Source organism: Citromicrobium sp. JLT1363 (genome assembly GCF_000186705.1).
In the GTDB taxonomy this organism is placed as follows: domain Bacteria; phylum Pseudomonadota; class Alphaproteobacteria; order Sphingomonadales; family Sphingomonadaceae; genus Alteriqipengyuania.
The window spans coordinates 378,294-393,719 of record NZ_AEUE01000004.1; the positions used below are offsets into that span (position 1 = coordinate 378,294).

Sequence of the window (15,426 nt, forward strand, 5' to 3'; positions counted from 1 at the left end):
GAAATTGACCGCTCCCGGTGCCGCAGACCCGTAAGCTTGCAGGTTCGCGAAACCCGAATAGGGACTAGCGAAGCCCGCATATTGCGTAACGAAAGCGTCAATGTGCGTCCTGACCTGCCGGCACTTTCAGCGAATTCGCTGGACAGCGGTGAAACGTGCGCGTGACACCGCGATAATTGCGGGTTGTCAGTTTTTCGGCGGTGCGCTCTTCGATGGTAAGATGACGAACCCGCATCGGCCGTTCATGACCTTCAAATGGCATGTGCGCGTGGGTGTAAGCGATGGCATCGCCCTCGTCTCGCCAAATTCCGACGGCGGCGGGGCCACCGTCCGGAAGCTGCACTTCGGCATAATAGCCATCTGCGAAAAACACCCAGGCCGGTCCGCTATCACAAGACCGCGTTTCACCAAGGCTCCAGACACCGGCGATCGGAACAAGCGTGCTCTGATCCTGCGCCGATGCTGGAACACTTGAAAGTATCAGGGCGCCGGCAAGAGTCACACTGAGCTGGCTACTAATCATTGATGCTCTCCATTCACGTAACCTCTTGCAGCTCTTGCCGTTCCTCGGGAGTGACGTTGCGGCGCAGGCGGTCCCACCAGCGTTGACGCCACGTCCGGTCATCCTTTCTGGTGGCGAAGACGAGCTTCAGGATCGCGGGAAGGACGAACAAGGTGAGCGCAGTGGCGGTGATCAGACCGCCAATGACCACCGTTGCCAGAGGCCGTTGAACCTCCGCTCCAGTGCCGGTCGCGATCGCCATGGGGACAAACCCGAGCGACGCGACCAGAGCCGTCATCAATACTGGACGCAAGCGCGCCAGTCCGCCTTCCACGATGGCCTCATCGAGCGCCATCCCCTTGTCCAGACGCTGGCGTATTGCAGTCACCATCACGAGACCGTTGAGGGTCGCCACGCCCGAGAGGGCGATGAACCCGACTGCCGCCGAAACCGAAAACGGCATTCCGCGCAGAGCCAGCGAGAAGATGCCGCCAGCGAGGGCGAGCGGGATCGCGCTGAAAACAGCCAGAGCGGGAACCCAGCCTCCGACTGCCATATAGAGCAACAGGAGAATAACCGCGAAAGCGATCGGGATAACGATCTGCAACCGTTCCTGCGCAGCCTGAAGGTTCTGGTACTGGCCGCCCCACTCGATGAAGGCTGCAGCGGGCAATTCGACCTGCGCCTCGACATTCGCCCTCGCTTCCTCAACGAAGGAGCCAAGATCGCGCTCGCGCACGTTGGAGGAAACGATCACCAGCCTGCGTCCCTGTTCACGGCGGACTTCGGCAAGGCCATCCACAACCCGGAATTCGGCGACCGAGCGCAGCGGTATGGTCGCTCCGTTCGGAAGCAGCACCGGCAATGCACCAAGCTGATCGAAATCATCGCGTGTCGCATCCGAAAGCCGAACGACGACCTCGAACCTTCGATCGCCTTCAAAGACCAGCCCGGCAGGCCGCCCGCCCAAAGCAATTGCGACGGATTGAGCGACGTCTTCGACCTTCAGCCCATATCGAGCGATCGTTGGACGATCGAAGGCAATATCAAGCGTTGGGAAACCGGTGACCTGCTGGACTTTAACATCCGCAGCTCCCTCGACCTCGCGCAAAATCCCGGCGACCTCGTTCGCTGCCGAGGTCATGGCGGTCAGGTCGTCGCCGTAGATCTTGACCGCGACATCGCCGCGCACGCCAGCGATCAGTTCGTTGAAGCGAAGTTCGATTGGTTGGCTGAACTCATAGAGATTGCCAACCAGGCCTCCCAGAGCACTCTCCATTTCTGCCACCAGATCATCTTTCGAAAGATCCGGGTCAGGCCATTCATCGCGCGGCTTCAGGATCACATACGCATCGGAGGCGTTGGGCGGCATCGGGTCGCTGGCCACTTCCGCAGTACCGGTACGTGAGAATACCAGCTGCACTTGCGGAAATTCCTCCAATCGATCTTCTACTCGCCGCTGCATCGCCAGAGACCGCTCGAGAGATGTGGAAGGGATTCGCAATGATTGCACCGCGATATCGCGCTCGTCGAGCTGCGGTGTAAACTCGCTGCCAAGGAAACTGAACACCAGAGCAGCAACGGCAAAAATGCCGGCACCGGCCCCGATCACCGGCCAAGGGCGGGCGATGGCTTTGCGGACAAGAGGCCCATAGCGTTCCTTGGCGATCCGGATCGGTTTGACTTCCTTCTCCGTCAGTTTTTTGTTCAGCAGGATCGCGATCATCGCCGGGACGAAAGTCAGCGAGAGTACGAATGCCGACGCGAGCGCCAGCATGACCGTGATGGCCATCGGCGAGAACGTCTTGCCCTCGACTCCGGTGAAGGTCAGCAACGGTGCGAACACCAGAAGGATAATCGCCTGACCATAGACAGTCGGCTTGATCATCTCCTGCGCGGCAAGCCGCGTTTCCGTCAGCCGTTCGCCAAGTGTCAGGAGCCGGCCCTCATGCTCCTGTCTGGCCGCAAGACGTGCCACACTATTCTCGACGATAATCACGGCCCCATCGACGATCAGACCGAAGTCAAGCGCGCCCAGACTCATCAGATTGCCTGACACTCCGAGCCGGTTCATGCCGATCGATGCCATCAGCATCGAAAAAGGGATAACCAGAGCGGCGATAATTGCGGCCCGTATGTTGCCGAGCAAAAGGAACAGGATGGCTATGACCAGCAGCGCACCCTCGACGAGATTCTTCTCGACGGTCGCGATCGTTGCATCGACGAGAGACGAACGATTGTAGACGATTTCGGCTACCACACCTTGTGGCAGGGAGGCGCGGACTTCGTCAAGCCTCTCAGCGGCCTGGGCTGAAACAGTGCGGCTGTTTTCTCCTGCCCGCATGAGGACGGTACCAACCACAGCCTCGTCGCCATTCAGCGATGCAGCCCCGGTTCTGAGATCACCGCCAATGCTGACCGTTGCGACATCTCCCACGCGAATGGGAACGCCTCCACGTGTAGATATGACTGCTTGCTCGATGTCCTGGACACTGCCGAGCCGTGCATCGACACGAGCCAGCAGGGCTTCTCCTGATCGCTCGACGAAATTCGCGCCTTCGGCAAGGTTGGCGGCTTCCAGCGCATCGATCACCTCATCGAATGAAAGCCCGTAGCCTGTCATGCGAGCAGGATCGGGCTGTACGAGATATTGCTTTCGGAAACCCCCGATGGAATCGACACCGGCGACGCCATCGACCGACCGCATGAGTGGAGCGACCACCCAGTCCTGAATGGTACGCAGATAAGCAGCCTTAGCGACATCGCTATCCAGCCTGTCACCGCGTTCGGTAACGAAGCTTCCGTCGGACTGCCAACCGACCGCATTGCCCTTCGGTGCTTCCTTGCCCCCCGGATGCTCGAACTCGATCGTATACATGAGCACTTCGCCCAGACCGGTCGAGATAGGTCCCATTACCGGTTCTGCTCCTTCGGGCAGCGAAGCGGTGATCGGCGTCAGGCGCTCATTGACCTGCTGCCGCGCGAAATAGATGTCAGTACCTTCTTCGAAGATTGCAGTAACCTGGCTGAACCCGTTGCGCGAAATCGAACGGGTCATTTCCAGACCATCGATCCCGGCGAGACCGGTTTCCACCGGATAGGTTACCTGCGTTTCGACCTGGGAGGGGGAAAGGGCGGGCGCTTCGGTATTGATCTGCACCTGAACGTTCGTAATGTCGGGTACGGCGTCAATGGGAAGCCGAAGAAGGTTCATCACGCCATAGATGGCGACACCGATCGTCAAAACGACCATGGCCCAGCGAAAACGCACGGCCATGTCGAGGATCATGCCGATCAGGCCGTGGCGGTGCGAGTGCTCCGTTTCCTGCATGCGATCAGTGTCCATGTTCGGCTTCCTCTTTTTCGAGTTCGGCTTTGAGCAGGAAGGCATTCTCGGTTGCGATCCGCCAGTTCGCTTCGAGACCGGATTCGATCACCACGCGGCCTGCGGAACGTGCGCCGGTCACCACCGGACGGGTCTGGAAGCCGCGGCGCGTGCGCACGAAAACCACTTCCTGGCCGTCGAGTGACTGCACCGCGCTTTCGGGCACCGACATGCGGCCCGTGTCGACCTCGCCCGAAGGTCGGATGCGCGCTTGCAGGAAGGCACCTGGTTGAAGACCGGGGATGGACCGCGTGAGCGAAAGGACTGCCGTCGCGCTGCGGCTCTCAGGATCGAGCGATGGCGTGACGGAGCGGACCCGCGCTCCGATCTCGCGGTTTTCTGCAAGTTCCAGCGTGGCTTCATCGCCTGGCTGAATACGGCTCGCTTCTGCAGAGGGGAGCGCGACTTCGATCTGCATCGCATTAGGATTCACGATTTGGTAGAGTTCCTCTCCCGCATCGACAAACGAACCAAGGACAATAGGCGCCGCCGTTACCCGTCCTGCAAGAGGGCTGGTAACCGCCAAAGACCGACCGTCGCCACTCACGCCCGCTGCCGCAACCGCTGCCTGCGCGCGGGACAGTTCTGACTGGGCGACCTGGAGATTGGCGCGCACCGCTTCGAGATCCTGCCGCGCCGTAACATTGGCTTCGAAAAGCCGGCGTTCGCGCTCATAGGCGGCTGACAATTCGTTGACGCGCGCGCGCGCCGCGCTCAATTGCGATGCCAAAGCTGCCGCTTCCGCACTTTCGATACGCGCAATGGTTTCACCCTGCCGGACGTAATCACCCAGCGTTTTTTGAACGCTCCGCACCACGCCCGCCGCTCGCGCATCGATCCGCGCGCTGCCTGTGGGGCTAGCGGCGATTGTGGCTGGGAACACTAGCTCTACCGCCGAGCCCTCACCAACGGTCTCGACCATGATTTCGGAGCTTCGAATCTGCTCTTCGCCGAGTAGGACCAGTCCTTCCGGGAGATCGCTTTCTTCGGTTTCCTCTTCGCTGTGCGGTTCTGCGCCGTTGTCCGGCCACAGCATTACAGCAGCCGCAAAAACAAGAATGATCAGGCCGATCAGTACGGCCAAACGCTTACGGTTCATGGGTATTTTCCTCATTGGGCGCCAAGCCAGATCAACTGCGCCGCCAGGCGACCGCGATCTTCCTGGGCTTGGATCAAGGCTTCTCGGATTGCATCGCGGGCTTCGGCCGCAGCCAGAACCTCGATCAGCGGGAACCTGCCGTTGCGATACCCAATCCGGACGAGGCGCAAGGCTTCTTCCGCTTGAGGCAGGGAGGTTTGGGACAGAGTCTCTACACGAGCCTCGGCGGCGAGAAAGCGGCCGCGCGCCTGGGTTACTTCGAGTTCGAAATCCGCGCGGGCGACAGCCTCGCGTGCGGAGGCCGCGCGGAAGCGGGCCTCGGCAGCGGCGATGTTACCCTGATTGCGATTGCGGAAAGGAAGGGGAATCGAGACGCCCACTAGGAAGGCCTGATCCCTGCTTTCCTCGAACCGCCTGACACCGGCGGAGATGGCCGGATCGGGAACACCCAAAGAGCGCTCCCTGTCGATCGCAGCGTCCGCCGCCTCGCGTTCGGCACGCGCGACTTGGAGACGCAAAGCAGAAGGCGATGCAAGAAGCATCGCAGGAGGTTCGATCCCGGGAAACGCCGATGGCACGTCCGGGGGAGGGGACGTTTCACCCCAGAGCGCCACCAACGCGCTCCGCGCCGCTATCTCTGAAGCTCGCGCGGCTTCAAACTCCGCCTCGGCTTCAGCAAGGGCCGCTTCTGCACGAAGCGAGCGCAGCGGCGGCTCGCGGCCAACTTCGACAAGCAGGCCAGCTATACGCGCGAGTTCGCGATTGCGTTCGACTACGTCGCGGGCAAGTTCCAGTCGCGCAGCTGAAGCGACCGCCTCGATGTAGCGTTCGCGCACCATGCGACTCAGCTCAGCGACCGACAATTCTCCAGAAAGCATTGCCACGCGCGCCTCGGCCTCGGCCGAGCGAATGCGTGCGCCCCGCTTGCCGCCTAGCTCGAGGCGCTGACTCAAAGACAGCGTATATTCGGTTGCTTGCAGCCCTGAAAAGGCACCGCTTCCTGCGATGTTCTCCGCTTCAAAGGCAAGCTCAGGATTTGGCCGAAGCCGTGCCTGATCGATAAGCGCGCGTGCCGCGTCCGTTTCGGCCTGCGGCCCGATCAAACGCGGATTGTCTGATTGCACCTGCGCGCTTTCGTCCACACCCGCACGCGCGAGAGCTTCGTCGAGCGTCAACACCGCGCGTTCTTGTGCACGCACCGCACCGGGCAGTACTGCGAGGCTCAGCCCTGCAAAAAGGGCGCCTCGCCAAATAATGGCAAACATGAATTGATTTTTCCTCTACTGACATGCCGAATGCGCGCCGACATTGCGGCGGCAATACTGGACGTCAGATTCGAGGAGGGGGCGTCAAAATCGCTTGCTGGACTGCAGTCAGGCCGACGGGTTCGAAGAAATGCTGTGCACCGGATGAACGCTCACCGGCCCCGATATCCGCATTGCCTGCAAATTGGACTCCATGATGGCAATGGCCGTGGGCGCAGATGCCATGCTGCTCATTCGGGCTGTCCGGCAAGTCTTGACCAGTCTCGCTACTTGCAGCTTCGACACTTGTAAGTTCGCCAATTTCAGGCCCGCATACCGCCGCGTCCACGCTTACGCTGAACACCAGGCCGAAGAGAATCAGCATGGCGAAAAACGGCTTCAAGGCAAGAAGGGGCATACGGAGGGTCATGACACTTTGGCCCCGCTAGCAGGACCAATCACATGGCACAAGTCGATATTCTCTTCGAATTCCGAAGCCGTCGCGCAGCTCAATGCATAAGAACGAACAAATGCGCTATTCATGTACCGACCTGGGTCGACACAAACGCCGTAATAGAAAGATATAATATCACACTGCATCGCGTGACCGGTCATTGTTTGATGCTCGGGTGTGATTAATCCAGAAACCAAGTAAAAGTACGGATGCCATTGCAAGTTGAGCGCCAATCACTTGGAACGTCGGATAAACTCCAAGCATACTTAGTCGCGGACCGCCGGCTATCGGCGCAATTCCGATCACACCCGCTTCCTGCAAGCCCGCGATCCCTTTGCCAATCAGGACAATCGCAAGCAGGGCGATGAGCACCGAACTGTAGGCAAAGAACTTTCCGATCGGCAGCGTCCGGCTGTAGCGCAGCAGCAGCCAGGCGATGACGACAAGGAGCAAACCGGCCGTGGCAGCGCCCGCCAGCAGATAGCCCGTACTTCCCTGAGCGGACAGCGCAGCGTAAAAGAGGATGGTTTCGAAGACCTCTCTATAGACGACAAGGAATACGATCCCGAACAGGAACCAGAGCGATCCGCGCGAAAGCGCCTTGCCAAGCTTGTCGCGGATATAGCGCTGCCAATTGTCTGCCTGTGATTTTCCGTGCATCCAGACGCCAACCGACAGAAGGACCAGCGCTGCAATCAGCGAACCGAATGCCTCGATCGATTCCCGGCCGGCACCGCTGATGTCGAGAAGATAGGTCGCCGCAAGCCAAGTAAGCGCGCCTGCCACCAGCGCACCGGTCCACCCGCCATGAACAAATCGCAATGCCCGATCCTGTCCCGCCTTCCTCACGAAAGCGATCATGGCGATCACGATCAGCAATGCCTCCAGACCCTCGCGGAGGAGGATCGCGAAAGATGCCACGAAGGTTGACCAGCCCGTCGCAGATTCCGGCGCAAGGACATTTTCAGCCTGTACGAGCAAACCCTCGATGGCCCGGATCCGTTCGCTTATCGCAGAGGTCGGCAGATCTGCGTCGATGGCTGCACGCAAGTCCATCATCCCGCTCTCGATACGCACCAGAAGATCCGGATTGCGTGTCGCCAATATCGGTTCGACGGGTTCGAACCCGTCCAAATATGCCGACAGTGCGAGCTCCTTGGCCCGGGAAATATTCCCGTTCGCGTGGGCGCGTTCAGCTTCTGCGAGCCGGGTACGTGTGATGCCAAGAGGCCCCGCTACATCGGCGATCGCCGACGGGTTGGCCCGAAGATAGGCCATGAGCGCGTCCGCGCGCACTTGCCCGATCTCTCCTGCCAGTTCGTCCGGCGTGATCTTCGTGAGAGCGGCAAGATCGGGAAAGCGTTTGCGTAGTTCGGAATCTGACTTCCATAGACGCGCCCCTTCGTCGACCGCCTCAAAGGCGACGGATCCCGAATAGAAGGCCAGGGCCCAACGATCGTCGGAGGAGAGCTGCGAGAAACCGGGCATGGCGGTGCCATCGATCCCTTGGTCGATAACCTGATAGAGACCCATAATGCTGCGCTGACGCGCGCGATCGACGTCGGTAAATGCGATCGGCGGTGGATCAAGGCCCGCAGACGCCGGCCCGCGACCGTTTCCTGACACCCCGTGGCAACTGGCACAAGTCTCCTGGTACAGCAGTCTTCCGCGCTCAAGATCGGGCGCCCTCGAAGGCGAGAGCGTGATCGGATAGATGGCTAGGAGATCCGCAGCGAGCTTTCTGGCTGCCGTGGCAACTTGATCAACGGGGGCCATCGAGAGGATATCGGCTTCAAGTTGCTTCGCGTTTGCCTCTAGCCGAACGCGACCGGGGCGTTCAGGCAATTCCGCAATACCCGATCGTACCGTACCGGCGAATTCGACCATTTCCTCATATTCGACTTCGTTGACGACTTCGCCGTCCTCGACGGCAGCTGCATAATCTACCGCCATGTAATCGAGCAGGCGCCAGATCGTGTTGGGTTCTGCCGCCAACGCTTGCGCGCTGCCGAACGACAACAGAAGGGCCAGGCAAATGCCGGACAGGCGCGCCAAATATTTCATCATGCAATCTGCTGCGTTTTCATATCGCTGCGCGCATGGCGGATAATTTCGAGAGCCGAATGGAGGAACAAAAACGCAATCGCAGCGGCCACGATGATATCAGGCCATGCGCTTCCCAACCAATAAACCAAACCGGCTGCGACGATGACCGCGACATTGGCCAGGGCATCGTTGCGTGAAAATAGCCATATCGCGCGCGCTTGAGCATCGCCTCCTTTGCGAAAGCGAGCGAGCACAAAAACGGCGGCAAGGTTGATAAGCAGGGCGACAAAACCCACCCAGCCCATGATGCCGGCTTCCGGCTGCACCATATCGAACATGCGCCAGATCGCCGCGCCGATCACACTCACACCAAGCGCCGCCAGAAACAAACCTTGCGCGAGCGCCACCCGAGCACGCGTCGATGCCGTCCATCCGAGCGCAAGCAGTCCGATGAAGGTGATCGAGCCATCGCCAAGGAAATCCAGCGCGTCGGCTTTGAGCGCCTGGCTCGCGGCTAAAAACCCGGCGGCCAGCTCGATCATGCCGAAACCGACATTGAGGATAATCACGATCCAAAGCGCGCGGCGGTATTGCGGATCGTCAACCGCCCTCTCGGGGTCGCCGGTGCAACACAGTCTTCCGAATCATCTAAACTCATGATTTTTGAGCTTTACAATCTCCAGTTACTGGAGGATCAAGGACTTTCTGCGCACCTTTCGCAGAAAGTCTGACGGCCGATGTGCGATTGCGTCGCGGAGACACACACCCTGCGATGGCCATCATCGAGGATTAAAGAATGCAGATAGGAAAAATTGCCCGCGCGACCGGGACCAAAGTCAACACCGTTCGCTATTATGAAGAGATCGGTCTTCTGAAGCCCGCTCCGCGCTCCCAGTCGGGACGAAGGATTTACGCAGACGCCGATGTCGAACGGCTCGCATTCATCCGGCGGGCTCGGGGTTTGGGCTTTTCGGTGTCCGAAGTTCGCTCGCTGCTCGAAGTGTCGGACGCACCAAACCGGGATTGCAAGGACGCTGCGACTTTGGCACGAAATCATTTGCGCCGGGTGGAAGAGCAGATCGAACAGCTGCAGGCGATGAGACAGGAACTGATCGGCCTGGCACGGGCCTGCGATGGGGGCACTGCCACCGACTGCGGCATCATCGGCGGGCTTGCTAGAAAATCCGCCTGAAGATTGCCTTGGCAAAAGCGCAGAATCTACACTTTCGGCGCGGTGCCATCGTCGCGCTGCGTTTCTCCGGACCACCAGGTAACGAGAAACAATGCCACTCCAAGGACTATTCCGACATCCGCGAGATTGAACGCAGGCCAGTGATAGCCGCCGACATAGAAGTCGAGAAAATCGGTGACCGCTCCGTCCGCCAGTCGGTCGGCAACGTTACCCAATGCACCGCCAATGATCGAACCTATCGCGGCGGATTCGAGGCGTACGGTACTGCGCCAGAGCCATCTGGCCAGAACGCCCACGACAAGAAGCGCGAACCCGGACAGCAAATAGGGCGCGATTGGATTGCCGGAACTCAGGAGGCCGAATGTAACACCGCGATTATATCCGAGCACCAGATTGAAGAATGGAAAAACATCTATCACGCGGGCAGGGTCCATGACCACATTCACAATAAGCCATTTTGAAATGAGATCGCTCGCGAAGACTGCGACGGCGATCGAAAGACCAAGACTTCGGTACATATTGGTTCCTTGGATGATCGGCAGATATCTCTGATTCTCTGGACGATAGAAATCAGGTCTGGGCCCGGTACTCATCGATCATGTCAATGCAGAGAGGTCAACTGTCCCGCCGATCACTGGCCCAGCCATTCAGGCATCCGAATGTCATCGGCACGTGATCCCAGCGCGGGAAAATATCTGTCTCCGCCATGCCTTGATGGGCAAGCAAAACATTTTCGCCGATGTCGCAAATTGCACCGGTTTCGCGTGGGGGCACACGAGGTGGATCGCGGACTCATACTGCGGCGGTGGGAATGTCAAGAAACGGAGTCCCTACCTTCTTGCCAAATCCAAAGGTCATGTTTTTAGGATACTTTTTGCGGCTACGCGCATTTCAGAACATTCGCTGAACGGCATGGTGCGAATGAGGCGAGGCTCCTTGCGTCTGTGACTCTCTTTGCGGTTGTAGTGAGAAAGCATTGCCGTAGGGCATTCATGCTTCTGAAAAGGGAATATCGAAAATGAAAGCCTCTGACTTGTTTATCGCTGCATTAGAGGCTGAAAAGGTGGAATACATCTTTGCCGTTCCCGGCGAAGAAAACCTCGACCTGCTGGAATCCCTGCGCACGTCCTCAATCGAATTGGTATTGACGCGCCATGAGCAAGGTGCGGGCTTTATGGCGGCGACCTATGGCCGTCTGACCGGCAAGGCGGGGGTTTGCCTCGCAACTCTCGGGCCTGGTGCGACGAACCTGACAACTCCGGCGGCCTATGCCGCGCTCGGGGCCTTTCCGCTCATCATCATCACCGGGCAGAAACCGATAAAGACATCGAAACAGGCGCAGTTCCAAATTGTCGACGTTGTTTCGCTGTTTACTCCGCTATGCAAGGCTTCGACCCAGATCGTGAACGGCAATCGCATCCCCTCGCTCGTTCGCGAAGGTTTCCGACTTGCTCAGGAAGAAAGACCGGGCGCTGTGCTGCTCGAGCTTCCGGAAGATATTGCTGAAGAGGAAACGATCGAACCGGTCATACCGCCGCATCAAAGGCGTTATGCGGTCGCCGGAGATGCGGCGCTCGACGAAGCGGCCGAGCGGATCATCGCGGCTGAGCGGCCACTGCTGCTAATCGGAGCCGGAGCAAACCGCCGCCGCGCTTCGAAGGCGCTGCGGAAATTCGTGTCCGATACCGGTTTTCCCTTTTTCGACACCCAGATGGGCAAGGGCGTGGTCGACGAAGATAGCGAACTCTATCTGGGCACCGCGGCCCTATCTTCGGACGATTATGTTCACTGCGCGATCGAGAAGGCCGATCTGATCGTCAATATCGGTCACGACGTGGTGGAGAAGCCGCCATTCTTCATGGAGCCGGACGGTCAGACTGTCATTCATATCAATTACAAGGCGGCCGAAGTCGATCAGGTCTATTTCCCGCAGCTGGAAGTCATCGGTGACATTGCCGGTTCGGTCGAGCGGCTGGGAAACCGTTTGGATGGCAACTTGCAGTGTGATCGCAGCTACTACACCGCCCTGCATCACGAGATTGCTTCGCACATTTCCGAAACCAGCGACGACGACCGTTTTCCAATGGTTCCCCAACGCGTCGTTGCCGACGTTCGCAGCGTAATGGCACGCGATGATATCGTCGCGCTCGACAACGGCATCTACAAGATCTGGTTCGCTAGAAACTACATCGCTCATGAGCCTGGCACCATTCTGCTCGACAATGCATTGGCGACGATGGGCGCGGGCCTTCCATCCGCCATGATGGCGGCGATTCTCACGCCCGGGCGCAGGGTTCTCGCGGTGTGCGGCGATGGCGGGTTCATGATGAACTCGCAGGAACTGGAAACGGCCGTCAGGCTTGGCCTGAACCTCGTCGTGCTCATCCTGAACGACGCGGCATACGGCATGATCCGGTGGAAGCAGGGCCAGCTCGGCTTTCCGGACTACGGCCTGACCTTTTCCAATCCCGACTTTGTCACTTATGCCAAGAGCTATGGAGCGACCGGCCACCGTGTCGAGCGAAGCGCGGATCTGGTTTCGGTCCTGAACGCCGCATTCGAGGCTGGCGGCGTGCACCTTGTCGACCTGCCCGTCGACTATTCCGAAAACAAGAAAGTGCTGATCGACGAACTCGGCGCGAAGGTGTGCGAGCTATGAAAACGATCGTTCACAATCCCTTCGACCGCTCGCCGATTGCAGAAGTGGCGCTTGTCGACTGGGCTCAAATCGATGAATGGCTGAATGAAGCGCAGTTGCTCCACCGCGAACGCAGTTGCTGGCTTGCTGTGCATGAGCGTATCGCCATCCTCCGGCGAACGGCGGATATCATGCGCGAACGAGCCGAAGAACTGGCTCTCCAGATCGTCAGGGAGGGCGGGAAGCCCCTGGTCGATGCGCGGGTGGAAGCCGGTCGCGCGATCAATAGCGTCGACTTGTGCGTTCAGGCGCTGAGCGATGGCGGGGGCCACGAGATCCCCATGGACCTGACAGAAGCGGGTGCGGGTAGGACGGCGTATACATTCCGCGAGCCGATCGGTCCTGTCGTGGCGATCTCGGCATTCAATCACCCCCTCAACCTGATCGTCCATCAGGTTGGACCGGCGGTAGCAGCCGGGTGCCCCGTTCTTATCAAGCCTGCGCTGGAAACACCTCTGTCATGCCAGAGCTTCGTGAGCATTCTCCATGAAGCCGGCCTGCCTGAGGCCTGGTGCCGGTTCGCACCTTGCGGCAACGACATCGCCGAAAGAATGGTAACCGATTCGCGCACGGCGTTCTTCTCATTCATCGGTTCTGCGAAAATCGGCTGGATGCTTCGCTCGAAGCTGGCGCCGGGAACCCGCATTGCTCTCGAGCACGGCGGTGCGGCGCCGGTAATCGTGGACAGCGGCGTGGAGCGCGCAGCAGTGATCGCCTCGTTGCTCAAAGGCGGGTTCTATCATTCGGGTCAGGTCTGCGTTTCCGTACAGCGCGTATTCGTCCCTGCTGCAGAATTGAAAGACTTCGCCAATGACCTAGGGCGAGCTGCCGAAAAGCTCGTCGTGGGCGATCCCGCCGTTGCTGAAACCCAATGCGGCCCCTTGATCCGGACGGAGGAAGTCGACCGCGTCGAACGCTGGGTCGATGATGCCATCGCAGCAGGCGGCACCCTGGTGTGCGGGGGAAGCCGTCTGAGTGACACTCTTTTCTCTCCGACCGTCATTCTCGATCCTCCCGAAAGTGCCAATGTGTCCCGGCAAGAAATCTTCGGCCCCGTGATCTGCGTGTATGGCTATGACGATATCGACCTGGCTATCGAGCAGGCCAATGCCCTGCCTTACGCCTTTCAGGCCGCTGTATTCACCGATCGGCTGTCAATCGCCAATCATAGCATCGGCTCTCTGGCTGGATCGGCTGTGATGGTGAACGACCATACGGCATTCCGCGTGGACTGGATGCCCTTTGCAGGCCTGCGCCGCTCCGGCCTTGGTGTCGGCGGGATCGCCTACACGATGGCGGATATGAGCTTTGAAAAAATGGCCGTCTGGAATTGGCCAGAGGGTGGTTTTCGATCAGATCGATAGGAGCGTTCGATGATTGTCCCGCACACGGTCTATTGAAAGAGCAGTGACTTATCGCTGCTACCCGATCTTCAACATCATGAAGACTGAGACGAGAGATGGCCGCGAATTCTTCATAAAGCGGGCAGACATTTGCATTAGGGCGGCTATCGCAGCGGAGACTGTGAAGAGCAATGAAGCGGGCCGGTGCCTGTGCCTCACGCCTCTCGGCGGACCCATACTTCTGTATTCCTGGGCTTCTGGGTAAGGCCTATTCAGATGCTAGCGCCTTCCATGAGGTGGCGAATGCCATTCTACAGCTTTCGTTCGGCATGACCGTGCCCGTTCGTCCATATCGATTTCATCCGGAAATGCGAGAGGAACATTATCCGGCGCCTCGCCGTTGCAATGGTACGCAAATATTCAGGTATTTAATAGAAATTGGAGACATATCATGGAAGCCAAGAATGTGATGACCTCGAATCCTGCATGCTGCAATCCTTCGACCAGTGTACGGGAGGCCGCTAATCTCATGGTGAAAAACGACTGCGGCGAAATTCCGGTTGTAGATGATTCCGGCACACTTGTCGGTGTGATTACCGATCGTGACATTGCTTGTCGCTGCGTTGCAGACGGCAAGTCTTCTGACACGTCGGTAGAAGACGTGATGACAAGCTCTCCGATTACTGTGACACCCGACACGAGTGTCGATGATTGTCGCAGCAAAATGGAGGACAACAAAGTTCGGCGGCTTCCTGTTGTGGACGAGAGTGGCAAATGTTGCGGCATCGTTTCACAAGCCGACATTGCTCGGCATGCGAACGAAAAAGAGACCGGCGATCTGGTGCGTGAGGTATCGGAACCCACCGAGGAAGCGTCAAAGTCAGGTTGCTGTTAGGCAAATTTGGGCAATAGGTTTGGGCTTCGGGTTTGCTGAAGCGAAAACATAAATCTGGCCTTTGTCTTCAGCCTGATAACCGACTTGCACGTCGTATGCGTTCGGACTATCCCAAACCGGTGACGTATATTCGTGCTCTTACTTTGATCTGCTTCAGCTTCGGCCTGTTTGTGCAGGTCGCAGCACAGGCAGCTGTTCCGCAGATTGAAGTGGCCGGAACGACTGATTGCGCTGAAATGGTGCAAGGCATGCCCAATCACCCAATGCCCGGGCAGGTGATCGCCGATAAGGACAAGGTCGATCAGCACGGGCCTTGCCGCGAGATGACACTCGATTGTCTTGTTGCTATGAATTGTCTCCCGCCGCTGGCGCTCACCGCTGCGGGACTTGCGCAAACAGAATCGCTTTTTGTTGCGCCTCAGTACCTTTCCGCGAGTGCCAGCAGGCTCGAGAGCCAGCCGCTACCGCCGGAATCGCCACCTCCACAACCCCAGCTCACCATCTAGCATTTCCCGGGCGGTGCATCGCGCCGCTTGCGAGCTTGACGGATAAACAGGCCCAGCGCCCG

The 15,426-nt window shown here is 58.8% G+C and carries 13 protein-coding genes; 5 read left to right on the forward strand and 8 right to left on the reverse strand.

The window, feature by feature from the left end:
- Positions 1-97 precede the first annotated feature (97 nt).
- The 7 genes from ADAD_RS17215 to ADAD_RS0108740 form a co-directional block, all read right to left on the reverse strand.
- Entirely contained in the window at positions 98-523 is a 426-nt protein-coding gene (locus ADAD_RS17215) for a hypothetical protein (RefSeq protein ID WP_225982092.1), read from the reverse strand.
- Positions 524-536: 13 nt separating this feature from the next.
- The gene (locus ADAD_RS0108715) at positions 537-3,800 is read right to left on the reverse strand and encodes an efflux RND transporter permease subunit (protein WP_137678839.1); all 3,264 of its coding nucleotides are present in this window, start codon (positions 3,798-3,800) and stop codon (positions 537-539) included.
- A gap of 37 nt (positions 3,801-3,837) precedes the next feature.
- On the reverse strand, positions 3,838-4,986 hold the full coding sequence (locus ADAD_RS0108720) for an efflux RND transporter periplasmic adaptor subunit (protein ID WP_011413836.1): 1,149 nt from the start codon (positions 4,984-4,986) through the stop codon (positions 3,838-3,840).
- An 11-nt stretch (positions 4,987-4,997) separates the two neighbouring features.
- On the reverse strand, positions 4,998-6,251 hold the full coding sequence (locus tag ADAD_RS0108725; RefSeq protein WP_010412683.1) for a TolC family protein: 1,254 nt from the start codon (positions 6,249-6,251) through the stop codon (positions 4,998-5,000).
- 64 nt (positions 6,252-6,315) lie between these two features.
- Positions 6,316-6,660 (reverse strand): hypothetical protein, encoded by a 345-nt coding sequence (locus tag ADAD_RS16845; protein WP_137678721.1) that lies wholly within the window; start codon positions 6,658-6,660, stop codon positions 6,316-6,318.
- A gap of 159 nt (positions 6,661-6,819) precedes the next feature.
- Entirely contained in the window at positions 6,820-8,751 is a 1,932-nt protein-coding gene (locus ADAD_RS0108735; protein ID WP_011413838.1) for a cytochrome c/FTR1 family iron permease, read from the reverse strand.
- Positions 8,748-9,299 carry a cation transporter gene (locus tag ADAD_RS0108740; RefSeq protein WP_010412696.1) on the reverse strand — a complete coding sequence of 184 codons (552 nt, stop codon included), beginning with the start codon at positions 9,297-9,299 and terminating at the stop codon, positions 8,748-8,750. Before ADAD_RS0108740 ends, ADAD_RS0108735 begins: the two co-directional genes overlap by 4 nt.
- Positions 9,300-9,526: 227 nt before the next feature.
- Between ADAD_RS0108740 and ADAD_RS0108745 the strand changes: the two genes are divergently transcribed.
- The gene (locus ADAD_RS0108745; RefSeq protein ID WP_010412699.1) at positions 9,527-9,922 is read left to right on the forward strand and encodes a MerR family transcriptional regulator; all 396 of its coding nucleotides are present in this window, start codon (positions 9,527-9,529) and stop codon (positions 9,920-9,922) included.
- 26 nt (positions 9,923-9,948) lie between these two features.
- Here the strand turns inward: ADAD_RS0108745 and lspA are convergent, their stop codons facing one another.
- Positions 9,949-10,515: a signal peptidase II gene (gene lspA, locus ADAD_RS0108750; protein WP_225899969.1), complete on the reverse strand. Its 567-nt coding sequence runs from the start codon at positions 10,513-10,515 to the stop codon at positions 9,949-9,951.
- A 425-nt stretch (positions 10,516-10,940) separates the two neighbouring features.
- Between lspA and ADAD_RS0108755 the strand changes: the two genes are divergently transcribed.
- From ADAD_RS0108755 to ADAD_RS0108765, 4 genes are all read left to right on the forward strand, one after another.
- Positions 10,941-12,581 (forward strand): acetolactate synthase large subunit, encoded by a 1,641-nt coding sequence (locus tag ADAD_RS0108755; protein ID WP_011413840.1) that lies wholly within the window; start codon positions 10,941-10,943, stop codon positions 12,579-12,581.
- Entirely contained in the window at positions 12,578-13,984 is a 1,407-nt protein-coding gene (locus ADAD_RS0108760) for an aldehyde dehydrogenase family protein (RefSeq protein WP_010412709.1), read from the forward strand. Before ADAD_RS0108755 ends, ADAD_RS0108760 begins: the two co-directional genes overlap by 4 nt.
- A 430-nt stretch (positions 13,985-14,414) precedes the next feature.
- Entirely contained in the window at positions 14,415-14,858 is a 444-nt protein-coding gene (locus ADAD_RS16660) for a CBS domain-containing protein (RefSeq protein ID WP_010412712.1), read from the forward strand.
- 95 nt (positions 14,859-14,953) lie between these two features.
- Complete coding sequence (locus ADAD_RS0108765) at positions 14,954-15,364, forward strand: hypothetical protein (RefSeq protein WP_010412715.1); 411 nt, start codon at positions 14,954-14,956, stop codon at positions 15,362-15,364.
- Positions 15,365-15,426 lie beyond the last annotated feature (62 nt).